Origin of the sequence: Shigella sonnei (assembly GCF_002950395.1) — a bacterium.
Lineage (GTDB): Bacteria > Pseudomonadota > Gammaproteobacteria > Enterobacterales > Enterobacteriaceae > ECMA0423.
The window spans coordinates 1,450,752-1,473,163 of record NZ_CP026802.1 but is presented as its reverse complement, the minus strand read 5'-3'; the positions used below and the strand labels follow the sequence as shown (position 1 = coordinate 1,473,163).

The window sequence follows — 22,412 nt, the reverse complement described above, 5'->3', positions numbered from 1 at the left end:
GGGCTATTCTAAGTTGTTCTGGCTCATACTCCAACAGCCAGTCCGTTTCGAGCGAAAAGCGGTGATTTAACTCTTGAAGAAATAGGCTTTGATACGATTTATCCAAAGCCTGTAAAAGATTGGAATGTTTTTTATCCTGTCATCTATTTTGGGAAAAGATCAGGAAATAGTTATGCACTTATAGATTTACTATAGCATTGTATTATTTGAGTACACCCTCATGTTTTGATTTGTGCGCTAATAGAACTTTTCTGTCTTTTCTTCTGCTCTTGAATGTATGTCTGCACCATTTCTGTTATGGTTGAAAATGCACTATGTTCTTCTATAGTTATTTTTAATTTAAATGTTTTAATGACCGGATTGGTAAGGTTATTTGCATCAACTCTCACCTCAATTGCACCATTCACTTTCTTTGGTTTGTTGGCTGTATATACGAACAACGGGAATATTTCTTCTTTGACTTGATGACGCCACTCTTCGCATTCCAGCGATACAACTTGAACTGGCTCATTTCTCTTTTCTTTATAATAAAAATCGTTTTTATCCCTTTCTGTTGGAGTAAGAGATAACAAAGGACCAATTTCTTTTGAAATTATACTGGATAGCGGTGTTTCCAAAGCTCCCCCAGCGTAAGGCATTCTTTCTGTTACGCCACATACACTACGCCATTTTCCTTTGGGGGCGGTAGGGGCTGAAGGTAGGTCAATCCTTTTGCTTTCAGTCAGCTCTTCCATTATCTCCCAATTAAATCCACACAGACGAAAATCTCCTTTTGCTGTAAATGTTACCACAGCACGTTCAGCGATAGTATAACCTGTGTTTTGTAATAAAAACGACAGCGGGTAATTTATTGCCTTCGGATTAATATGAGTATGACAGTTTTTCAGTATTTCTTCACACTGCTTTTTCCAAAGTGGATAATGTTTTTCTTTATAAAGAGAAATATCATCTGCTGATACAGGGAAATACTCCTGTTGACTAAATGACTTGATGATTTTTTCTAGTGATTGTGGGGTAGTTTGTTCATTGTCAAAGTTTGTAACCAATGGGAATGCATCCGTTAGTTGACAAAGCAAATTATCAACTTCATATTCAGATAAAGCTGTATAATAAGGAAGTACAATATTTAATTGCTCGTCATCGGCTACTTTAATGCTGAAATCGGGCATAGACTGAGTGAATTGCTTCAGCTTAGCTTCCAGCAATTTAATTTGTTTATCCTTTTCATCTGGCTCAGCAGGAAGCAACCATGAAGAAGGCACTTTATAGCAGATTATATTATGTTTTATTGCTGAAAAACGTGGACCGCTATCATTGGTAATGATTGCCACCTCCGAATCTGGATCGTCAGCGCAATACCCTGCCGCAATACCAACAAAACGATCGTCGGCCTCCTGATAATCCAATTGTTCAGATAACTGTTCACATGGTTTCAGGCTTAGATCCATGGTAAGAAAAACTCGCGGCGAGCGTTCACGAATAACAAGAGTCATGTCAGTTGAATCAACTACTTGATTAAATAGGCTAGCAGCCTTCCTTGCTTTTTTGGATAGGCGGGAATTACCTTGCCCTTTCTGGCGGTCAATCTCTTGCTGAATGGGCCTTGTAATAATGATACATACTTCATCACAAGCAGTAATCTCGGAAAAATTTACCTGCGTCAAGTCCTTGCATTGTAGAAAAATGTTTGAGTCTGGGAATAAATACAGCTTTTTGTTCATTCAAACCTCAACTATGTCAATGGTGTTAGATTAATATAATAATAGTTATCAATTGGTTATCAAAGCATGATTCTTACCACCTGGATTTGCCCCTATATTTCCAGACATCTGTTATCACTTAACCCATTACAAGCCCGCTGCCGCAGATATTCCCGTGGCGAGCGATAACCCAGCGCACTATGCGGATGCCATTCGTTATAATGCTCGAACGCCTCTGCAAGGTTCTTTGCTGCCGTTAACCCGTCTGGTTTGGGCATGATACTGATGTAGTCACGCTTTATCGTTTTCACGAAGCTCTCTGCTATTCCGTTACTCTCCGGACTCCGCACCGCCGTGTTCTTCGGTTCAAGTCCCAACATCCGGGCGAACTGGCGTGTTTCATTAGCCCGGTAGCATGAACCATTATCCGTCAGCCACTCCACTGGAGACGACGGAAGATCGTTGCCGAAGCGGCGTTCCACCGCTCCCAGCATGACGTCCTGTACTGTTTCACTGTTGAAGCCGCCGGTAGTCACCGCCCAGTGCAGTGCCTCACGATCACAGCAGTCCAGCGCGAACGTGACACGCAGTCTCTCTCCGTTATCACAGCAGAACTCGAACCCGTCAGAGCACCATCGCTGATTGCTTTCTTTCACGGCCACTCTGCCTGTATGTGCCCGTTTCGATGGCGGTACAGCAGGTTTTCGCTCAAGCAACAGCGCATTCTGGCGCATGATCCGGTAAACACGTTTGGCATTGATCGCAGGCATACCATCAAGTTCTGCCTGTCTGCGAAGCAACGCCCATACCCGACGATAACCATACGTGGGCAGCTCTCCGATAACATGGTGTATACGGAGAAGCACATCCGTATCATCAGTGTGACGACTGCGGCGGCCATCCATCCAGTCATCGGTTCGTCTGAGAATGACGTGCAACTGCGCACGCGACACCCGGAGACAACGGCTGACTAAGCTTACTCCCCATCCCCGGGCAATAAGGGCGCGTGCGCTATCCACTTTTTTGCCCGTCCATATTCAACGGCTTCTTTGAGGAGTTCATTTTCCATCGTTTTCTTGCCGAGCAGGCGCTGGAGTTCTTTAATCTGCTTCATGGCGGCAGCAAGTTCAGAGGCAGGAACAACCTGTTCTCCGGCGGCCACAGCAGTAAGACTTCCTTCCTGGTATTGCTTACGCCAGAGAAATAACTGGCTGGCTGCTACACCATGTTGCCGGGCAACGAGGGAGACCGTCATCCCCGGTTCAAAGCTCTGCTGAACAATTGCGATCTTTTCCTGTGTGGTACGCCGTCTGCGTTTCTCCGGCCCTAAGACATCAATCATCTGTACTCCAATGACTAGTCTAAAAACTAGTATTAAGACTATCACTTATTTAAGTGATACTGGTTGTCTGGAGATTCAGGGGGCCAGTCTACCACCCCTGATGTCAGGTAGGAAAACACCATATGTTTCTGCTCTGTTTTTCCTTAGAAATAGGCATCCTTGCTGGAACAAAGCGAGCAGCTATATTGACTCTATGTTGTGAGTGTGTTGATCCGTTCTGAGTTAATACATTTAAGTTGCTCACTCTGTTTCTGCTATCCATTCCGGGATTTTTGCCTCAAGCTCAAGCTGCGTGGTAAAGCCGCTGTTATCAATGGTGTGCTCGGCTTTTGCAATAATCCAGTCCTGATTATCAATCTCGCTTTTAAATCCTGTTACCGTGCCATGCATTTCGGGGTAGAGTTCTGCACGTCCATGCGCCAGTGTGATGGAGAATGATGCGGCTCCGCGTTGTAGCTGCTGCCACTTTGCCGCCGCTGCACGTCTTGCTGCCTGCTCGTTCTGATAAGTTTTGCGTAACACAAACACGTTGCCTTCCGCACCTTCCATATAGTCGCCTTCCCGGCTGCTGCTTTTCTCCTTTTTTGGTTTTGACGGTTTGCGGCGTTTCACGCTGACTTTTTTCTTTTTCCCGTAATTAAGATCAAGCCAGTAAGCGCGTACCCCCGTATACGCTTCGCGGTCAGCAATGCGGAACTGATGGCGATCGCCGCTGCTGCGTGTGATGGCGAACGAGGGCAACGGCTGGCCCTGTGCGTTCACGCCACCACCGGGCATGATGAATAACAGATTACCGCTTTTTACCGTGGTGATTGCGCCCAGCATTTCCGCCATGCGCGTAAGGAAGGACATGTCGCTTTCTTCGGTCTGGTCGGCGTGGTCGATTTCGATATCCATCAGCATTTCGCTGATTTGCGGTTTCAGACCATACCGATGAGCGATGGCGGATACCACACGCTCAACGGTCACATCATGCCAGGACACCTCACGTTTAACGTTAAATTCAGCCCGAAAATCTGCGCTTCTGGCTGAAACAGTCAGCCTGTCCGGCGGTCCTTCGTGAGCGATTTCATCAACAATGTAAGTGCCTTTTTCTGTCAGCGGTTCTCCCTTCCAGCCAATGAGAACCGTCAGGCGCGCGCCCCGTGGCGGTAGCTGCAACTGACCATCCGCATCATCCAGCGTGATGGTGAGCTGGTCCGCCTCAAATCCCCGGTTGTCGGTCAGTGACAGGCTCATCAGGCGCTCTGCCACGCCTGACAGCGTTTTACCCTCCGCGAGAATATCAAAATCCGGCATTTTCACGGGGTCTGTGCCCTGACTGAGCAATTGCATGGTGGTGTCGGTCATCTGCTCCCTCCCTGTGTGGCATGGTCGCATGTGCGTGCGGAGGGGGTTACTGCTTTTTGTTGTCGCCGTGGCGGGAGAATGGCGCAGGGGTGAGATTACGCGCGTGGTGGGTGATGATTGTTGCCGAATCATTTAACGGATACAAGGGGTTGAAGCTATGAGTGAAACTCGTTTTCATGGTGCCCGTGTTACGGAAAATACCGACCTGGTAACAGCGATTAACGATGTTGATTCCAGCGTTATCGGTATCGTGGCAACGGCGGATGATGCGGACGCGGAGCTGTTCCCGCTGAACAAGCCCACACTGCTGCCCCGCGTCAATGACGTGCTGGGAAAATGCGGAACAACGGGGACGCTTTATCGTGCGCTTAAGGCCATCGCAGACCAGGTGAGCACAAAGGTGATCGTCGTTCGCGTGGCTGAACACAAAGAAGAAGACGGAAAAACGCAGGATCAACTGGTTATCGGTGGTTCTGAATCTGACGGCAGCTATACGGGGATGTATGCGCTGCTTGTTGCAGAGCAGGATGAAAGCATCGGATACCGTCCGCGTATTCTGGCCGCGCCGGAGCTGGACACGGAGGCGGTGACAAAATCCCTGTGCGTGATTGCGGGTAAACTGCGCGCGTTTGTGTATGCCTCATGTCATGACTGTAACACGATGGCTGAGGCAATTACCTACCGCCAGAAATTCAACGAACGTGAGGTGATGCTCTTATGGCCGGACTTCATCGCCTACAACCCGAAAAGTGGCAAAAACGAAACGTTCCCCGCGCCTGCCTATGCGTGCGGCCTTCGTGCGTACATTGACCATGAGCAGGGCTGGCACAAATCGCTGTCCAACGTTCCGGTTAAAAATGTGCTGGGGATGTCCAGGCATGTGTTCTGGTCGTTGCAGGCCGAAGACAGTGATGCCAACAGCCTCAACAACAAAGAAATCACGACCATTATTCGTCGCAACGGGTTCCGCTTCTGGGGCAACCGCACACCGGAAACGAACGCCTACATCTTTGAGGTGTATACCCGAACCGCACAGGTGCTGGCTGATTCAATTGCGGAAGCGCAGTTTGAAACCATCGACAGTCCACTGACGCCTGCGAACGTGAAGGATGTTATCGGTGCCATCAGGGCAAAACTGGATTCACTGGTTACTGCCGGGAAACTGATTGGGGCGTCGTGCTGGTATGACGTGGTGGATAACGGCACCACGAATTTACGTCAGGGGCGCGTGCGTATTCGCTACAAATATACGCCTGTTCCCCCGCTGGAAGACATGGAGCTTTACCAGTCGTTTACTGATGAATTCTTTGGTCCCGCATTTGCGGTGCTGGGAGGTGCCTGATGGCTGTACCAAAACATCTTCGCTTTTTTACGCTGTTTGTGGATGGTGAAAACGAAGTGGGTAAGGTGACGTCCGTCACTCTGCCTAAGCTGACGCGCAAAACCGACAGCTACCGGGGTGGTGGCATGATGGGAGCGGTAAGTATTGATCTCGGCCTGGATGACTCCGCGCTTGATGCGAGCTTTGTCATGGGGGGCGCAGTTCGTGAGCTGTTCCTTAAGTATGGCGGCACGATTGACGGTACGCTGCTGCGTTTTGCGGGTGAATACTACACCGACGCTGAAAGCGACCTGTATGAAGTCGAAATGCGCGGACGTGTGACGGAAATTGATATGGGGGAAGCCAAACAGGGCGAAGCCACATCACACACTTACGCCATTAAAAACACCTACTACAAGCTGAGTGTTAACGATCGCCCGTTGTGGGAGATTGACCTGCTGAACTTCATTTACCGGAAGGACGGCAGGGACATTGTGCCCGATCGCATCCGTTCCGCGCTCGGGCTTGGCTGATAAGTAATATGCAGGCGGCGCAGTGCGTCGCCTCTGACTGAAAGGAGTTTCCTGATGAAAGAGACGAAAAACATCGATACCGAAAACACGGTCGTTGCTGACACTGTGAAAGAAACCAGTGAGCGTGGCGTAAAACTTACCCAACCAATTGAGCGAGGCGGCGAAAAAATCACGTATGTGGAGATCACCGGGGCTATTGAGCAGGCTGGATCTCTGCGAGATTTGTCGCTGTCTGATGTGCTGAATTTGAAAGCGGAATCCATGTTTACGCTGCTGTCACGCGTGACATCACCGCGACTGGATGAAGTGACGATCAAAAAAATGGCATCCCGTGACTTTATTCAGTTATGTGTGGTTGCCGTAAATTTTTTGAGCGGTGCGGACTCTGGCGAGAAGAACGAACAGGCGACGGAAGCCTGATCACGGTTGTGTGCTTTGAGCACATAGAAGACTTTGTGGCGGATATTGCCGCCATTTTTAACTGGTCGCCCGCCGAAATCTTCATGATGACGCCCGGCGAAGTGGTTAGCTGGCGTGAGCGGGCGGCACTTCGCAGCGGGAATGCAGACAATGAAGACTCTTGATATCCGGGTCGCTTTCAGCGCCGTTGACAGGCTGACCCGGCCTGCCGAAAACGCCCGCCGCCTGATGGGGCAGTTTGGTGACTCCATCCAGCGAACGCAGGGGGCGATCAAAAATCTCGAGCGTCAGGCGCGTTCATTTGAGCGCGCCCGTGACGCTGTCAGTAAAGCGGATGCGGGCATCGTGAAAGCACGACGCCAGCTTAACGCCCTTAATCAGTTACAACGCACGGGTACAGTGCTCAGCGAAAAACAACAAAAGCTGATGCAGCAGTTAAGCACCCGGCTTGAACGCCTGAATGAATCGCGCACACGGGAAATTCAGAAAATGCGGGAACTTGGCGGAGAGCTGAAACGCCACGGCATTTCCCTGACAGGCAGCGATAACACCATCCAGCAGGCCATCAGACGCACCGGACAATACAACAACCAGCTTGAACGCGAACGGCGGGCGCTTGCGCGTGTAACGCAGGCGCGTGAGCGGTATTCACGCGCGCAGGAAACAGCGGGAAAACTGAAAACAGGTGGTGCGCTGGCAACAGGTGCGGCGGCAGCGGGCGGCTATGCTGCCGGGCGTTTTTTGCAGCCCGCTATCGGGTTCGGGAAAGAGATGTCCCGTGTTCAGGCACTGACGCGAATCGATAAAAACAGCCCGCAGTTTAAGGCGCTGCGTGAGCAGGCGTTAAAACTTGGCTCTGAAACGCAGTTCACCGCAGGCGATGCCGCCAGTGGACAGGCATTTCTTGCAATGGCTGGTTTCACACCGCAGGCCATTCAGGCTGCGCTTCCCGGCGTGCTGAGCATGGCAACGGCTGGCGGTATGGACCTCGGCGAGACGGCGGATATTGGTTCCAATATCCTGACGCAGTTCGGCCTCTCTGCTGACCAGATGGACCGGGTCGGTGACACACTTACCGCAGCGTTTACCCGTACCAACACTGACCTTCGCGCACTGGGCGAAACCATGAAATATGCAGGTCCGGTGGCGGGTAAGCTGGGAATATCGCTGGAGCAGGCCGCAGCGATGGCGGGCGTGCTGGCGAAGATGGGTATCAGGGGGAGTGATGCAGGTACAGCGTTGCGTAAAAGCCTGGCCAATCTGTCATCACCGCCAAAGGCAGCGGCAGAAGCACTGAAAGAGCTGGGGGTGTCAGTTGCTGACGCCAAAGGCAAAATGCGCCCGATGGAGAATGTGCTGGCCGATCTCTATAAAGCCACCCGCAAATACGGGGAGGTTGACCGGGTATCGTTCTTTAAGGACATTGCCGGAGAAGAGGCTTTCACATCATTTATGGGCCTCGTTGATGCGGCAGGTGACGGCTTCTTAGCCAAACTGAGAAAAGAACTTGAAGGCGCGCGCGGTGAGGCAGAACGCACGGCAAAGGTTATGGCCAATAACCTTGATGGCAACCTGAAATCACTCGGCAGTGCATGGGAAGGTCTGCGTATTCGCATCAGTGATCTGGTTGACGGTCCGCTGCGTTCTGTCACGCAGTGGCTCACGCGGGTTGTCTCAAAGGTGACGGCGCTGGCGCAGGCCCACCCGGCACTGACGCGCCAGTTACTGATAGCGGGAGGCGCACTGCTGGCGACAACAGCAACGGTTGGTTCGTTGTCTCTGGTTATTGGGGTGCTTCACGGGAAGCTGGCTACGTTGCGTCTCGGTTTTTCTCTCCTGACCGAATCAATGAATGTTGTCAGGGTTCTGCCTGCATTATGGGGAATGGTGACGGGTTCCGTTTCTTTACTTGGTGGCGCTATCGGGGCGCTGTTCAGTCCGGTTAGTCTTATCGTGGCTGCGCTTGCCGGAGCTGCCGTTCTTATCTGGAAATACTGGGATCCCATCAGGGCATTTTTTGCCGGGGTGTTCAGCGGGATTATGGAAAGGCTGACCCCGTTGCGCGAAACCTTTGAACGGTTTGGCCCTGTTTTTGATGTCGTGCGCGATGGGATTATTCAGGTCTTTAACTGGTTTAAATCGCTGCTGTCACCGATGGAGTCCAGCAAGGAAACGCTGGATAAATGTGCCAGTGCTGGCGAGATATTCGGTAACGTTCTTGGCGGTGCGTTACAACTTGTTCTGACACCTGCAAAAATGCTACTGGATACGCTGGCGTGGATACTTGAAAAACTTGGCGTCCTTCCGGATGAAGCGGAAAGGGCGCGCAAGAAAATCGAAGACGCACAGCGTGCGGCCATTCTTCAGGACAAGGTTGCCTTGCTTCAGGGGGACCTGGCGAAAATCAATCCGCCGAAGCCTGTGGAAAATGGCAATGGCACCGGAGGTGATAAACCCAAAGACAACAAACCGCTCACAGACAGCAATACCGGGACGCTACGCAGACTCAGCAAAATTGCTGATAACACAGGTAAGCTGGTTGATGAGACGAAAAAACGCATTGGCCCCGGCGATATTGTCTTTAAGAACCTGCCCCGCGCACTTGCTGTTCGTGGGGAGTGGCAGGAGCGGAAGATTGCGCAGGTCAGTAAGCCTGCCCCCGCAATTAATATCACACCCGTGGTCCCGGCTCCGCTGCCTCCGGCGCTGGTCCCTGTTGTTGCGGCCAGCTCCCGCCCGGTGGCGGAGGCCATACGCTCTCCAGTGGCATCAGTTCCTGTAACTTCCCGTAACCGGGAGCCTGTTGCCTCCGGATTTGGTGGTGAAATTCATGTTCATCTGCATAACGTTGTTACGCAGAATCCCCGCGAACTGGCGAAACTGGTCGGTGAAATGGTCAGGGCAGAAATGGAACGGCGCGCCCGTGCCGGGCGTGGCAGTTTTTACGATAAAGATTGAGGAGTCATGGCCATGATGATGATCTACGGCATGTTTGTTTTTGAGCTGCGTACATTGCCGCATCAGCAGTTACAGCAAAACAAAAGCTGGCGGCATGTGAAAAATGAACGCGTTAACCGTTCGGCAAGCTGGCAGTATATCGGTGCAGGTGATGAGCGCATCGTTCTTTCTGGTGTGCTTTATCCTGAAATTACAGGTGGCGAAGTGTCGCTGTCGCTGCTGACCACGCAGGCGTATACAGGACGACCCTGGCCTCTGATTGATGGCGTCGGGCAGATTTACGGCATGTATGTCCTGACCGAAACGAATACGACCCGCTCCGAGTTTGATCGCTACGGTAAGGCGAAAAAGATAGAATTTTCACTGACTCTTGAACGCTGTGATGAGGATTTGCGGGAGCGCCTGCAATCCTCATCGTTCAGCGATATGCTGTCCGGCTTCAAAGATAAGGTAACATCATCCCTTAACAGCGCGGCCAGTTCAGTTAAAGGGTTGTTCTGATTTAACACAAAAACCGCTAATGGTCAGATTAGCGGTTATTTTGTTTCCTGACTCTTCTCTATTGTTCCGATTGATTCTCCTGCGGGGTGGTAACGATAAATCGTCGATATACCAATGCCGTAAATTATTGCCAGTTGTTTTCTGTCGTGCCCGTTTTTGATCAGCCTTGCTATTTGCTCATGCTGTTCTTTTGTCAGCTTCGGTCGACGTCCGCCTGTGCGCCCCCGTGCGCGTGCTGCCGCCAGTCCGGCCAGTGTACGTTCAACAATTAATTCACGTTCCATTTCAGCCAGGGCACCCATCACGTGGAAGAAAAAACGCCCCATTGGAGAAGATGTATCTATGCTGTCGGTCAGACTGCGAAAATTAATTCCTCGCTCCCGTAGTTCCCCGACGAGAGAAATCAGATGTTTCATGCTTCGCCCGAGGCGATCCAGTTTCCAGACAACCAGCGTGTCACCTTTTTGAAGGCGCTTTAAAGCGCGTTTTAATCCCGGTCGGTCTGTCTTTGTCCCGCTTAATTTATCTTCAAATATTTGTTCACATCCTGCACAAACAAGAGCGTTTCGTTGCAGGTCTGTATTCTGGTCATTTGTTGATACCCTTACATAGCCAATCAGCACGCTGAATCTCCCGTCCAAAAGCGCAAATCATGCCATGCAGGCCGGAAACGGCCATTATCTAAAACCTCGGTTTACAGGAAACGGTAAACAAGGCTGGTAACGCCGTGCAAAAAAATGGCGATACGTTGTCCGGTGGACTTACTTTTGAAAACGACTCAATCCTTGCCTGGATTCGAAATACTGACTGGGCAAAGATTGGGTTTAAAAATAATTCGGATGCAGACACCGATTCCTACATGTGGTTTGAAACAGGCAACAACGGCAATGAATATTTCAAATGGAGACACCGCATCATTGGCACCCGGCCTAAAGACCTGATGAATCTTAAATGGAATGCTTTGTCTGTTCTTGTTGAAGCCCTTTTCAGCAGTGAAGTGAAAATATCGACAGTCAATGCACTGAGGATATTTAATTCATCTTTTGGTGCCATTTTTCGTCGTTCTGAAGAATGCCTGCATATCATCCCTACACGAGAGAATGAAGGGGAAAATGGTAATATAGGGCCACTACGCCCCTTTACGCTTAATCTCAGAACTGGCCGGATAAGCATGGGGCATGGTCTTGATGTTACAGGGGATATATTTGCAAACCGTTTTGCAATTAACAGTAGTACCGGCATGTGGATTCATATGCGTGACCAGAATGTTATTTTGGGACGTAATGCGGTATCCACTGATGGTGCTCAGGCTTTGCTCCGTCAGGACCATGCCGACCGCAAATTTATGATTGGCGGTCTGGGAAATAAGCAATTTGGCATCTACATGATTAATAACTCAAGGACAGCCAATGGCACCGATGGTCAGGCGTACATGGATAATAACGGGAACTGGCTTTGCGGCTCGCAAGTTATTCCCGGCAACTATGGCAATTTTGATTCCAGATATGTGAAAGATGTTCGACTTGGTTCACAGCAATATTATGGAGTGAACAACTGGCAAACATGGAATTTTCAGTGCCCGTCAGGCTATGTACTGACGGGGATTAACGTACAGGATACCGGAAAAAACTCTGCCGATAATATTGCAGGCGTTCATTACAGGCCAGTGCAAAAGTATATAAATGGCACTTGGTATAATGTGGCGAGTATTTAATATGATGCACTTAAAGAACATAAAAGCAGGTAATGCTAAAACAGTGGAGCAGTATGAGTTAACAAAGAAGCACGGAGTCATCTGGCTTTACTCTGAGGACGGAAAAAACTGGTATGAGGAAGTGAAGAACTTTCAGCCAGACACAATAAAGATTGTTTACGATGCAAATAATATTATTGTCGCCATCACCAAAGATGCCTCCACGCTTAACCCTGAAGGTTATAGCGTCGTTGAGGTTCCTGATATTACAGCTAATCGTCGTGCTGATGATTCCGGTAAGTGGATGTTTAAGGACGGAGCTGTGGTTAAACGGATTTATACGGCTGACGAACAGCAACAACAGGCCGAATCACAAAAGGCCGCATTGCTTTCCGAAGCTGAATCAGTCATCCAGCCGCTGGAACGCGCTGTCAGGCTGAATATGGCGACGGACGAGGAACGCACACGACTGGAAGCATGGGAACGCTACAGTGTTCTGGTCAGCCGTGTGGATACGGCAAAGCCAGAATGGCCACAAAAGCCTGAGTAAAAATTAAGGCCCGATATCGGGCCTTGTTTCATTCTGGTTGTTCGGGAAACGTTACTGGCAGGCTGGAGGTGTCTGTGGATTCGACCTTCTGCGCATAGAGCATCCACTCGGTTAATTTTTGTTTATTCTCGTCGGAAATAATGCCCAGCCGTAGCTGTGAGTCCCATAGCTGGGTTTTATCCCTGACGAGCTGTAGCAGGCTTTGCTTTTCATTTTCCGCTTGTTGCCTCTGCTCTTCCCCGGTATAAGTTCGCTTTATCACTACGCCATCTTTGAACATCCATTTACCTGAAATATCAGCCCGGCGATTTGCTGTAATATCAGGAACCTCAACGACGCTTGCGCCTTCCGGATTAATTGCTGAAACATCCTTTTCAATACAAATAATAACGCCGTTGTGGTCATAGACCATTTTCAACGTATCAGGCTGAAAGTTCTTTTGTTCCTCATACCAGTTTTTCCCATCCTCTGTATAAAGCCATTTGATGTTAAATTGTTTCGTTAGCTGGTATTGCTCTTTTGTTTCAGGATTACCAGCAGAAATGTTTTTTAAGTGCATCATCGTTAAATACTCCCCGCGTTATACCACGTCCCATTAATGCAATACTGAATTGGCCTTGCCTGAGTTGTATCAATTAGTTCATCTCTGTTTGAGTTAACGGAACCGGTAACAACATAACCTGACCTGTCAGACCATCCGGGACCATTCCATGTCTGAACAGATAACAGACCACCAAGGCGAATACCTGTAATAAACCTTGAGTTACATTCTGCCTGCGTATATGCACCAACATCTCCCGCAGAGGGTTTGCGGGTTGTGGTGTAAAACTCTGACCAGTCAGCTTCAAAGCCATAACCATCACGCGCTGAACGATAAAAAATACCGCCGTTCCTGTAATTCACGCGGAACTGTACAGCAGGGCAGCTCCCCGTATTCATATTGAAGTGGAGGATTAATGTCGATGCGCCACCAATGTTTGCGTTATAGACCCCGCTATTCCAGTTCCAGCCAACAGCTTTATCATTTCCGACAGTGCTTCCTGTTTGCCCTAAAGCAAATGCAGGTTGTTGATTTTTCGTGTTGTAGTCTCGTCGCCAGCCAGGAGCGTAAGCATCACCATGATTAATATAAGTGAATTGAGCGTTAGTAATTCCGCCACCGCTGGACGTGCTCGGCGTGGTAACGCGTATGGTCATTGCGCCGCGAGTGCCAATAACTTCCACCACAGCACCTGCAAGACAAATATTTCCGCAACCTGTATCTGTAATGACCTTATTATTTGCATAAGCCCATGAGCCTTTGCACATCCAGTAAGGATGGTTAAATGCTCCCTGACTCTCCAGCCACGAAATAAATTGCGCGGTTGTCCAGACCTGACTATCGCCACCAATATTCAGCCATGAGCTATATGCGCGGCAGGCACCAATATTTTTGGTGAAGGTATCTTTCCCCGGAATATCTGCGCCGTTCTGGTTTTTCTGTAATGCGCCAGAAGCCTGATTTACCGTTTCCTGTAAACCGAGGTATTCGATAACGGCGGCAACGGTCGATTTCGCAAGAATATCCCGCCCGACTTTTGTCAGGGTTGCCAGGCTGGCGACATCATTCCCCGTAAAATACGGAAACCTGTCTGCCGCAGTAGCAAGCCCCGCCAGCGCCGTCAGAGTGGCATCTTTCGGTTGCTTACCCGCAAGCGCGTTAGTCATGGTGGTCGCAAAATTCGGGTCGTTGCCCAGCGCCGCCGCCAGCTCGTTCAGTGTGTTCAGTGCATCAGGCGAAGAGTCTACAAGTGCGGCAATCGCAGCCATAACGAAAGCCGTGCTTGCGATTTGGGTATTATTCGTTCCCTGTCGCGCAGTTGGTGTTGTTGGCGTTCCGGTCAGTGCCGGGCTGTTTAATGGGGCTTTCTTGTTCGTTTCATCCATTACTGCCTTAACGGCTTTTGGTGTCGCTGCCAGCGTTTCAGACGTGCTGTTGGTGGTGTTGCTGAGCTGGACAAGGCCTTTTGCGGTCAGCGAGGCGTCCGGGTGACGTCGTGACTGTTCATGCTCTTTCAGTTTGTCATCCACGTAATTCACTGTGGCCATCACCATGGTGTTATCCACGGTAAGCGCCACAGTGGCAGTGCTGGATACGGTCAGAATGGTGCGAAATGTTTGTGCACGTCCGGATCCTTCGGCAACGGTTGGCTTGTAACTTTCGGCAGTATTGCCTACCGCGATCAAATCGCCGTGCTCATCAAACACACCAATTTCCCGGATCCAGAATCCGCCCGTTTCAGGAGGAATAACCAGCTCCGCAATAATGTGGTTCTGATGTGTTGCGTCCAGGGTGACGCGATTAACGGTATGTCGCCACACCTCATGCACAAGACGGGTCTGCTTACTGTCTGGCGTGGGTAAAGTACCGCCGCCGTCACCCACGGCCATATGTGTCAGGCGGACAGGTTTCCCATCTGGCGCGGTTGCCTGCGCTAATTTTTTTGCACCCGTATCGGTGATAATGGTTTTAAATTTTCGTGTTGTGGTACTCATGCTTAATCGTCCGGATAAATGGTAATGACTTCACCGTCGTAAGTTGCTGCTGCCGCGAAAATATCTCCCTGAATCTCCTGAATGATATTCAGCCCTGTCATGTGGCGGCTGACCGGGCGGGCATCAGCAATCAACCGCTCCATTTCCAGATACATTTCCTCCGTCACGCCACTGTCCAGCGTGCCAACATCAATCTTGAATGTTCCGGGTTCGCCGTTGAACTCCCACCACTCAGACACGCGAATGAGGTATCCCAGCGGCTCAATGGCCCGTCGCAGGGCGCTGATGGTTCCTTTGTGTCGGTGTATCAGCCATGCATCACGAATCACCTGTCGCTTTGTCTCTTCCGGCCAGTTGCGATCCCAGCGGTCAACGGAAAACGCCCAGGCGAGATAAGGCAGCAGATGCACCGGGCAGGTGTCCGGCGACCACAGCGTGTTGAGGTCTGCCGGAATGTCTGTAATGCGTGTTCCGACGGCTTCGGCACAACGCATGAAATTGCTGGCTGATGGTGGTAACAGTGAATTACTCATTACGCCCACCTTCGCTGATGGTGAATGACTCACAGCGCGCCGCCTGTATGTCGCTGATGGCCATATTCTGTGTGGGTTCGATTATCTCCACGCGTTGCACACCGTGCACATGCAGTGCGGCAGCAATGGCGGACAACGCCACGTCCTGACCGATAAGCCCCTGCTCAGCCAGCCACTTCCTGAACGACGATTCAGCCGCAGCCAGAATAGGTTCGGATTCCGGACCGGGGTAAAAGTACAGTTTTGCATTCAGCCGCCATGTCACGATTCTGGCACTCTGTACGGTCAGGCGGTCGGCCACCGGGCGGGTATCCTCTGCATTCAGAACGGCGCGAACGGTATTAAGCAACGCCTCCGTTGCTGTGCCGTCGCCCTCAGTGGACAGGATGGAAACCGTCACATTTGCCGGAGACGGACTGATGGCCCGCGCATCGCGCACCAGACCGCTGGCGCTGCGGGCAAAATACTCGTATGCGCCTGACGGGCCTGCAACACTCAGGCCGTCATACGCCCGCTGCGCCCGCAGTCTCAGCGAGGTGTCGTTCTCCATCACCACGTCGGTGGTATCCGTTGCCGGAGTGATAACCAGGCGCTTTGTGTTCATATTGCCCGCGAGGTTGTCCAGGTCTGTTCCGGCGCTGTGGCTCAACATGCAGGCGCGTGCGGCCTCATTGACCCGCTGGCGTAACAGCATTTCACGAAACGACATGGTTTGAGCGATAACGTTCAGGGGTTCCGATTCCAGTTCCAGTGCGGCGGAGACGACTTCACGCTGTTCGGCGGGATAAGCTGCAATCATCATGGCCTTTGTGTCAGCCAGAATTGCCTCAAAGTCAGGCTCCGCGATGATGGCGGGTTCCGGTAACTGGGAAAGGTCAACGGCAGGCATGATTTACTCCCTCAGCGTGATGGTTAATTCAACATTCTGCATGGTCTGCATGACAGTGCCCGACAGCGTCACCCCGGCGTGGCCTCCTGCCTTCCAGACAACGTCGATGGCGTTCAGGGCAATGCGTGGTTCCCATCGTGTCAGTGCAATCACGGTAGCACTCATGCATTGCAGACGCGTGGTGTTATTCATGGGTTCGTCAATCAAATCAGGCACAAGGCTGCCATATTCCCGTCGCATAACCCGGCTTGCCAGCGGGGTGGTCAGGATGTCCCTGACTGACTGTTTCAGGTGCGCCATATCGTTCAGGTTTCCCGTCCCGTCCGGGTTCATTCCTGTGTAGCGGGTTGTCACTGCGGGCCTCCTGTCGAATCGCTGCCACCTTTAACGCCACCGTGCTTATGCGTATGCACTGTGATGCCGTTTGAGGTGAAATCGCCGCCGCTGTGCGTGATATTGCCGCTCATCGTTCCCCCTTTTGTGACGTCAAGCGTCGCTGTTCTCAGAAGGTCTGTGCATTCCACGACAGGCGTGTTCAGTGTCACGCTGATGGATGCCTGCAAAGTGGCCGTTTTCATGCCGCTTGCGCTCAGTGCGCCTGCGTCCGCGTCGTAGCGGAACACCGCGCCGTCCGGCGCGCTGACCACGATTTCTTTCAGGCTTTTGCCGGGTGCCGGAATGGCATCACTCCACAGGCTGCCGATTATCATGGCGGTTTCCGGGTTGCCGCCGATGCAGGCAATTGCCACCTGTTCGCCTGGTGATGGCGGAAACCACACGTTGAAGTCTCCCGCGCGCGTGGTGTTCCAGCGCAGCCAGCCTGTTTCCAGTTCGCCGCTGCGAACGCGCACGCACCAGGATTCCTCATCAACTTCAGAGATGATCCCGGTGCGGATGATATTGCTCAGCAGTCGCATGAGTTCTGCGCTCATCGTACAGCCTCCGCAATCCGGCCCAGCACCGTGTTATAAATCAGGCGCTCATCTGCCTGGCTGATACCCAGCAGCTCACGTACCGGGTAATCGGTGAAAATGCCCGGCGCAACCTGATCGCGCTCACCGAACTGATGAACGCGTGCAATACGTGCGGCCACGCCGCTGTAACCCACCGTCACACCGGAAGCATCTGCACGGGCTTTCAGGTAGCGGGCGGTGCGCAGTTTTACGAACATGGAGACGCGCCTGGTGCTGTCCTGGTTGATGCGCCGGGTGCGTATTTCCAGAAAACGGTCGATGTCATCCCGGTAAAACGTGCGGATATTGTTTTTATCCTCATCCCACCCGGTGATGGTTCGCCCGTATTTCCCCGTGTCGTGATGCCAGTTTTTCAGCGTGCGTGCTTCGTTATTCCAGATAAAGCGAATGCGCTCCTGTATCCGGGTTACGCGGCGTCTGCGTGGTGTCCATGCGGTCCCGTCCGGCGCTTTCTGTGACCGGATACGCGCCTGCTGGGCGCGGCGTAAATCCTGTGCCAGCTTTCTGGCGATGTTATTAATGGCCTGCTGATTCAGGCTGTCGCGGATAGCCTCAAAGGTTTCATCCACGCGGGTGAATGCCTTATCCATCGCTTTCCCCCACGTCACATCCTGGAATACATGCGACCAGTCGCCTTCGGAAGAGGGCAGGCGGGGTTTTGGCTCCGGCAGGTGTTCTGCCTGCGGTGTGCCCTGACTGCTGCGCGTGATGCGAACGCGTTCCCGCAGGGGGAGCGTAAACAGGAGATCGGCGCTGTCATCGTCATTGATAACGGCGGAAAATTTGATGTCCTGATTACGCTCCGGATTGAGCAACAACTGTGGCTGATTTTCGGATAACCACGCCAGCAGCGGCAGCGTGAGGTCGTCCAGCTCTCCGGCGTAATCCATGACAAACATCACTATCTGATAGCGGTAAACAAACGATGGGGTTTCTCCGGTCGTTTCAATGTTGCCGCTCTCCACGAAAATGGTGAATTTTTCCGGGTTGGCATGACACCACCGGCATGAACGGGTCATGGCTTCACGCAGGGAATCAGTTTTCAGCATGGTTGTTGTCCTCGTTGTTCAGTCGTTGCAGCCTGCGCTGTTCCAGTAATTCAATGGCCCGCTTATCGGCGTTACAGGTTTCCAGTGCGTCCATGAGGCTGTCGCTCCATATCCCGATGTTTCCCCATGATGGCGTCACCGGAAACGGCGGGGGAAGTACGGGGGCGGTCAGCCCTTCCGGGATGAAACGGAACGACGGCGGCGGCGCGGACGCGTTCTGCGTGCTGGTGCAACCGCTCAGTAAAGCGAGCGTCAGGAACAGCGCGGGCACATGCATCTGTCGTGATATCGTTGCGTAGCTGTTCACGTCGGATTTCCCCTTCCTGTTGTCGGTTCTGGCGCGCTGTCATGACGTCACGCAGTACACCGGATGCGGTGCTGATGATGGTGCCGGCCTCTTTCAGGGTCCGGCTGTAATCGTCCAGTTGCGCCTGTGTATAACGGTTGTGTCCGTCTTCCTGCCCCAGTCTGAATGTCTGCCAGAGTGTTATGGTCAGCAGCGTGAGGACGGTCAGTGCCATCATCAGGATGTAACGCACTTTCATGACTGGCCTCCGGTGTCACGTAAGCACCATGCACGAAAATCAGTACGACGGTTAACCAGTCCCTGTGAGCGTTCGCCGCCGCTGTTCACGAAGTCAGTCAGTCTGTTGCACATGTCAGGCCAGTTGTGCGCCTGTGCATGTTTCCAGATAGTGGTGCGGTGGTAGTTACGGTTCTTATCCCTGAACCACATAAGATTTCTGCATCCAAGATTAAAGGCGGCATCTGTCATTGCCTCAAACGCGGACTGTGGCATGGCGTTGCCGCTGAAGTTCTGATTTATGCAGTTTTCTGCATGTTGCATATCATTAACCCAGCGCCCGGCGACTTCCGTTTCGGTGTACAGACGATTTTCCACATGCCCGGTCGAGCCGCACCCCACGGTCATTACCCCGGCAATATCCCGGTAAGGCGTTGCGCGACAGTCCTCCCATGTGGCAATGCGGATTTGCGCTTCCGGGCTGGTCCGGAGTTTGTGAGGGGCAATGGAGAACCCCAGCGCCACAATGGCGGCTACGGCGTAACGTTTAACGGGCAGCTTTATCATGTGTATCGTTATCCCGCAGAATGTTCAGAGCCTGACGCTCACTGTCGTGAAGTGGCCGTGCGTCTGACTGCGCCAGGATACTGGCGATGAGTTCATTGCGACGCTGCATGGCGGTTTCCATCAGGCGGCGATGTCGCCAGGCATGTAATGCAGACAGAGAACCGAGTAACAACCCGGCAAGGGCGATTTTTTCACTGATGGTCATCACGCCTATTGTGGTGGCTGTGACTGATGCCCAGAAGGTGATCCAGTCACTCACCCGCTGAAAAAAACCTGTTACCATAGCTGTATCATCTCTCGTTGTTTTTTCTTCTCCGGCTCCGGCATTTCCACCTCCTGTCCGGCTTCCAGAAATACCTGTCGGCAGAGTCCGGGGTTGGCATCCAGCACCTTTTCGGTGACGCCCTGCGTCGTGCCGTAGTACCGGAAACAGAGCGAATCCACGGTGTCGCCTTCCAGTGTCTTCACTTTCATCAGCACAACTCCGCAAAGATTCGCGGGCGGCACAGAATGTCAGAGATGGCCCAGCTCACATCGCGCCACAAATCCGATGTCTGTATATCCAGTGCGTCCGCCCGGCGGTCGCCCTTGTCCGTTGTGTCCGCATCGCGGTAACGCTCCAGAATCAGGGCGCGTGTGGCGGTATAAACAGCATTGCGCCAGTGCCAGAGATTGACGCTTTCTCCGTTAATTACAGGTGCCGGAACATCGGCCAGCGTCTGATGGCCAGCCGCCTGCTGTTCCTGCTGCCATGCTTCCAGCTCGCGGGTAACGTGTGCCACGGCCCCGGTGGCGGTATGCAGCAGGCGGGAGGTGGTCACGCGGCCCGGCAGTCGTACCGCCAGACGCAGCTCGCGCAGCACAATATCCGGCCAGAATGCACCCGCTGAAATACGGGTATCGCCATCTTCGGTGTCGGTGATGTCGTCCTCTGCGGGTCCGGGTTCAGTTCTGGCAACCATACTCATGGGGTTCACTCCTGAAAAAATCGGGCGGTGGGTGCGCGGTGTAAACGGTCACGGAGCCAAACCGGAACACCGCGCACGCCGCCCGCTGACGGGGTCAGTCGTTAACCGCGCTTCGCCTTCTGCGTCGCGGTGGTTTTTCGTGTTGCAGGCTTCCGCGTTGTCTTTTTACTTTCGCTGCTTTCGTCCTGCGCCTGCTGTGCGCTGGCGTCTTCTGGTGCGGCTGCGGAATCGGCTTTTTTCAGGGCGCGGGAAAGGGTTGCAATCTCGCGTTTCACACCTGCGTTCTGGTTCAGATGCATCGCTTCGCGCAGCAGCTTCAGTGATGAGGCCATGCTGTCCGCATCGCTCAGGCCACGGCGGGCAAAGGCGCACGCCTTGCATAATTTGGCGCGCACTTCGTCCGGCATATCCTGGTTGGCGACAATTTCCCAAAGTGTGTCCAGTGGTTCGATAAAGACGGACAAATCCGCGTCGGCATCCGTCCCGGCCTGCGTCAGTACCGGATTGCAGATTTCTTCGGTCAGCACTGTGGCAGCAGTACGGCCAAAGTTATCCGGCATGATGAGGTTGTGACGGACCGCATACGCACCAATACGCAGCGCAAGCGGAAGATCGCCGCAGTCAATCGCCCACACCATCAGCGTGGCAATCACTTCGTCCTGTTGCCCGCCGTCAGCCTCCAGCGTTCCCTCAATCCAGCCGGAAAAGTCCGGCAACAACGCTTTTTTGATGTCGGCTTTCGCGCTTCTGGCCTGTACGCCCTTAAGCCGGGCCTGTGCCAGACGCAGACGATACAGCACCTCTTCATGCGCGGTACGCGCGGCGTGGTCCACACCTTCATTCGCCCGGCCTGCGCGCTGTGCCATCACGTTCTGCCAGTGTTGCTGTGCAGGAGTAATCATTTTTTCTCTCCGTTACAGGCGGGCATGATGCCCGCCGTGAGTTGATTAGCTGTCGGCGAACTTCAGGCCAGTGACCATCGCGCACTTGCCATAGTCTTCAACGACATAAGCGTCATTGATGGACTGGTAGGTGGCGATGCGGTTGTATTCCGGTTCGTCTTTCATCAGACGACGCATTGAACCTTTCTGCCAGTAAATCGACAGGTTGTTGAATGAGGTGATCAGCATCGTTGCATCCGGGAAGAACGGTGCAAGGAACACACCCAGCCCGCCAATGGTGCGCGATGACAGGATGAGCTGCCCGGCAAGTAATTCCGCATTGGGATTCTGGCCGCTGATGCTGTTCAGCACTGGCAGACGCAGCGAGTTAAACAGGTTGCGCCCCATAATCACCACGAGGTCGTCAGCTTCCTTGTGCCATTCATCCAGCAGAGATGAGCGCGCGTCCTGTACCAGTGCATCAGGGTTCGCGTATTTACCCGCGTGCGCCACGGTGTTGTCCATGTTGCGGGAAGTCAGCGTCACGTCATTCATTACGCGCTCGCTGGCATTGGTTCTGATGTGCTCCAGCCACCCCACGTTAACGTCCTGAAGCAGCTTGTTGGTGCTGAAGTTGGACTCATCCGCGTGAGATGTGCCGTTGAAACCGATCATGATGCGGTCAAGTGCCACCTGTCGGGCAATCTGTGCGCTGATGCGGGACTGAAAATCGCTGTGTGCCGACCAGGCATCAAGCTGCGGATACGAAATAAACGTGTCGTAGTTCACCTGTTCGCACTGGTATTTGCGGTTTTTCAGATCAACCACGTTATTCGGGTTACGGCGTTTTGTTCCGTCATAACTGGTATTTGTGCGTGCAATCGGTCCTGTGGTGTCCAGGAGGATTTTTTCGCCTTTCTGGTCGGTCACGCCGATCACGTTAATTTTTTTTGTAAGTTCGGTGCTATCCTTTGAGGCGTTTTCAAAACGTTGCTGCACCGCAGGTTCCACGGTAAATCGCGATACCAGTGCAGAAACCGGGATATTGTTAAGCGACGCCTGCTGCGCCATATAGCAACCCAGCTTGTTGCGGGTAATATCTGACATCACCAGATTCATAAAAAA

25 protein-coding genes and 2 pseudogenes are annotated in these 22,412 nt (G+C 52.4%); 8 read left to right on the top strand and 19 right to left on the bottom strand.

Features of this window, described 5'->3' with window-relative positions:
* Nucleotides 1-218: 218 nt before the first annotated feature.
* The 3 genes from C1P89_RS07830 to C1P89_RS07820 all read right to left on the bottom strand — a co-directional run bounded on the left by C1P89_RS07830 (nucleotide 219) and on the right by C1P89_RS07820 (nucleotide 4,392).
* Nucleotides 219-1,721, bottom strand: a complete 1,503-nt coding sequence (locus C1P89_RS07830) for a PIN domain-containing protein (RefSeq protein ID WP_001035744.1) — start codon at nucleotides 1,719-1,721, stop codon at nucleotides 219-221.
* 92 nt (nucleotides 1,722-1,813) lie between these two features.
* Nucleotides 1,814-3,042, bottom strand: a protein-coding gene (locus C1P89_RS07825) for an IS3-like element IS2 family transposase (protein WP_088895425.1) whose coding sequence is annotated in 2 segments (ribosomal slippage) — nucleotides 1,814-2,727 and nucleotides 2,727-3,042 — 1,230 coding nt in all. Because the reading frame shifts where the segments join, the coding sequence is not laid out codon by codon here.
* 240 nt (nucleotides 3,043-3,282) lie between these two features.
* Nucleotides 3,283-4,392 (bottom strand): phage late control D family protein, encoded by a 1,110-nt coding sequence (locus tag C1P89_RS07820; protein WP_000132794.1) that lies wholly within the window; start codon nucleotides 4,390-4,392, stop codon nucleotides 3,283-3,285.
* 157 nt (nucleotides 4,393-4,549) lie between these two features.
* On the opposite strand from C1P89_RS07820, the gene C1P89_RS07815 reads away from it, so the two are divergent.
* The 6 genes from C1P89_RS07815 to C1P89_RS07785 are packed head-to-tail and all read left to right on the top strand — an operon-like array spanning nucleotide 4,550 to nucleotide 10,125.
* Nucleotides 4,550-5,734, top strand: a complete 1,185-nt coding sequence (locus C1P89_RS07815) for a phage tail sheath subtilisin-like domain-containing protein (protein ID WP_000005357.1) — start codon at nucleotides 4,550-4,552, stop codon at nucleotides 5,732-5,734.
* Nucleotides 5,734-6,246, top strand: coding sequence for a phage major tail tube protein (locus C1P89_RS07810; RefSeq protein WP_000290452.1), 513 nt, complete (start codon nucleotides 5,734-5,736; stop codon nucleotides 6,244-6,246). Before C1P89_RS07815 ends, C1P89_RS07810 begins: the two co-directional genes overlap by 1 nt.
* A gap of 54 nt (nucleotides 6,247-6,300) precedes the next feature.
* A complete protein-coding gene (locus C1P89_RS07805) occupies nucleotides 6,301-6,666 on the top strand; it encodes a tail protein (protein WP_000665306.1) in 366 nt (121 codons plus the stop codon).
* An 8-nt stretch (nucleotides 6,667-6,674) separates the two neighbouring features.
* Nucleotides 6,675-6,830 carry a GpE family phage tail protein gene (locus C1P89_RS07795; RefSeq protein ID WP_000333494.1) on the top strand — a complete coding sequence of 52 codons (156 nt, stop codon included), beginning with the start codon at nucleotides 6,675-6,677 and terminating at the stop codon, nucleotides 6,828-6,830.
* Nucleotides 6,817-9,624, top strand: a complete 2,808-nt coding sequence (locus tag C1P89_RS07790) for a phage tail tape measure protein (RefSeq protein ID WP_005136501.1) — start codon at nucleotides 6,817-6,819, stop codon at nucleotides 9,622-9,624. Before C1P89_RS07795 ends, C1P89_RS07790 begins: the two co-directional genes overlap by 14 nt.
* A 12-nt stretch (nucleotides 9,625-9,636) precedes the next feature.
* On the top strand, nucleotides 9,637-10,125 hold the full coding sequence (locus C1P89_RS07785; RefSeq protein ID WP_000979959.1) for a phage tail protein: 489 nt from the start codon (nucleotides 9,637-9,639) through the stop codon (nucleotides 10,123-10,125).
* 35 nt (nucleotides 10,126-10,160) lie between these two features.
* Here C1P89_RS07785 and C1P89_RS07780 read toward each other — a convergent pair whose 3' ends face one another.
* Nucleotides 10,161-10,748 (bottom strand): recombinase family protein, encoded by a 588-nt coding sequence (locus tag C1P89_RS07780; RefSeq protein ID WP_000905057.1) that lies wholly within the window; start codon nucleotides 10,746-10,748, stop codon nucleotides 10,161-10,163.
* Between the two features lie 104 nt (nucleotides 10,749-10,852).
* On the opposite strand from C1P89_RS07780, the gene C1P89_RS07775 reads away from it, so the two are divergent.
* Nucleotides 10,853-11,839 (top strand): phage tail fiber protein, encoded by a 987-nt coding sequence (locus C1P89_RS07775; RefSeq protein ID WP_001171283.1) that lies wholly within the window; start codon nucleotides 10,853-10,855, stop codon nucleotides 11,837-11,839.
* A 1-nt stretch (nucleotide 11,840) separates the two neighbouring features.
* On the top strand, nucleotides 11,841-12,368 hold the full coding sequence (locus C1P89_RS07770; protein WP_005136499.1) for a tail fiber assembly protein: 528 nt from the start codon (nucleotides 11,841-11,843) through the stop codon (nucleotides 12,366-12,368).
* 28 nt (nucleotides 12,369-12,396) lie between these two features.
* Here C1P89_RS07770 and C1P89_RS07765 read toward each other — a convergent pair whose 3' ends face one another.
* From C1P89_RS07765 to C1P89_RS07700, 15 genes and pseudogenes are all read right to left on the bottom strand, one after another.
* Nucleotides 12,397-12,930: a tail fiber assembly protein gene (locus tag C1P89_RS07765; RefSeq protein ID WP_000972127.1), complete on the bottom strand. Its 534-nt coding sequence runs from the start codon at nucleotides 12,928-12,930 to the stop codon at nucleotides 12,397-12,399.
* 2 nt (nucleotides 12,931-12,932) lie between these two features.
* Nucleotides 12,933-14,903: a phage tail protein gene (locus C1P89_RS07760; RefSeq protein ID WP_134799513.1), complete on the bottom strand. Its 1,971-nt coding sequence runs from the start codon at nucleotides 14,901-14,903 to the stop codon at nucleotides 12,933-12,935.
* A 2-nt stretch (nucleotides 14,904-14,905) separates the two neighbouring features.
* Entirely contained in the window at nucleotides 14,906-15,436 is a 531-nt protein-coding gene (locus C1P89_RS07755) for a phage tail protein I (RefSeq protein ID WP_000071707.1), read from the bottom strand.
* Nucleotides 15,429-16,325 carry a baseplate assembly protein gene (locus C1P89_RS07750; RefSeq protein WP_001111947.1) on the bottom strand — a complete coding sequence of 299 codons (897 nt, stop codon included), beginning with the start codon at nucleotides 16,323-16,325 and terminating at the stop codon, nucleotides 15,429-15,431. The genes C1P89_RS07755 and C1P89_RS07750 overlap by 8 nt, the downstream gene beginning before the upstream one ends.
* A gap of 3 nt (nucleotides 16,326-16,328) precedes the next feature.
* Nucleotides 16,329-16,679, bottom strand: a complete 351-nt coding sequence (locus C1P89_RS07745) for a GPW/gp25 family protein (RefSeq protein ID WP_000213442.1) — start codon at nucleotides 16,677-16,679, stop codon at nucleotides 16,329-16,331.
* The gene (locus C1P89_RS07740; protein WP_001271902.1) at nucleotides 16,676-17,257 is read right to left on the bottom strand and encodes a phage baseplate assembly protein V; all 582 of its coding nucleotides are present in this window, start codon (nucleotides 17,255-17,257) and stop codon (nucleotides 16,676-16,678) included. Before C1P89_RS07740 ends, C1P89_RS07745 begins: the two co-directional genes overlap by 4 nt.
* On the bottom strand, nucleotides 17,254-17,889 hold the full coding sequence (locus C1P89_RS25890) for a phage virion morphogenesis protein (RefSeq protein WP_000356353.1): 636 nt from the start codon (nucleotides 17,887-17,889) through the stop codon (nucleotides 17,254-17,256). Before C1P89_RS25890 ends, C1P89_RS07740 begins: the two co-directional genes overlap by 4 nt.
* Nucleotides 17,890-18,348: pseudogene (locus tag C1P89_RS25885) on the bottom strand (phage tail protein); the annotation flags it as partial.
* 109 nt (nucleotides 18,349-18,457) lie between these two features.
* Nucleotides 18,458-18,625: pseudogene (locus tag C1P89_RS26440) on the bottom strand (Rz1-like lysis system protein LysC); the annotation flags it as partial.
* 264 nt (nucleotides 18,626-18,889) lie between these two features.
* On the bottom strand, nucleotides 18,890-19,438 hold the full coding sequence (locus tag C1P89_RS07725) for a lysozyme (RefSeq protein ID WP_000593843.1): 549 nt from the start codon (nucleotides 19,436-19,438) through the stop codon (nucleotides 18,890-18,892).
* On the bottom strand, nucleotides 19,419-19,721 hold the full coding sequence (locus tag C1P89_RS07720; protein ID WP_000256050.1) for a hypothetical protein: 303 nt from the start codon (nucleotides 19,719-19,721) through the stop codon (nucleotides 19,419-19,421). Before C1P89_RS07720 ends, C1P89_RS07725 begins: the two co-directional genes overlap by 20 nt.
* Complete coding sequence (locus C1P89_RS07715) at nucleotides 19,715-19,912, bottom strand: tail protein X (RefSeq protein WP_000865486.1); 198 nt, start codon at nucleotides 19,910-19,912, stop codon at nucleotides 19,715-19,717. The genes C1P89_RS07720 and C1P89_RS07715 overlap by 7 nt, the downstream gene beginning before the upstream one ends.
* Entirely contained in the window at nucleotides 19,912-20,406 is a 495-nt protein-coding gene (locus C1P89_RS07710) for a head completion/stabilization protein (RefSeq protein ID WP_000063076.1), read from the bottom strand. The genes C1P89_RS07715 and C1P89_RS07710 overlap by 1 nt, the downstream gene beginning before the upstream one ends.
* 101 nt (nucleotides 20,407-20,507) lie before the next feature.
* The gene (gpM, locus tag C1P89_RS07705; protein WP_000632369.1) at nucleotides 20,508-21,308 is read right to left on the bottom strand and encodes a phage terminase small subunit; all 801 of its coding nucleotides are present in this window, start codon (nucleotides 21,306-21,308) and stop codon (nucleotides 20,508-20,510) included.
* Nucleotides 21,309-21,353: 45 nt separating this feature from the next.
* A complete protein-coding gene (locus tag C1P89_RS07700) occupies nucleotides 21,354-22,406 on the bottom strand; it encodes a phage major capsid protein, P2 family (RefSeq protein ID WP_001055080.1) in 1,053 nt (350 codons plus the stop codon).
* Nucleotides 22,407-22,412 lie beyond the last annotated feature (6 nt).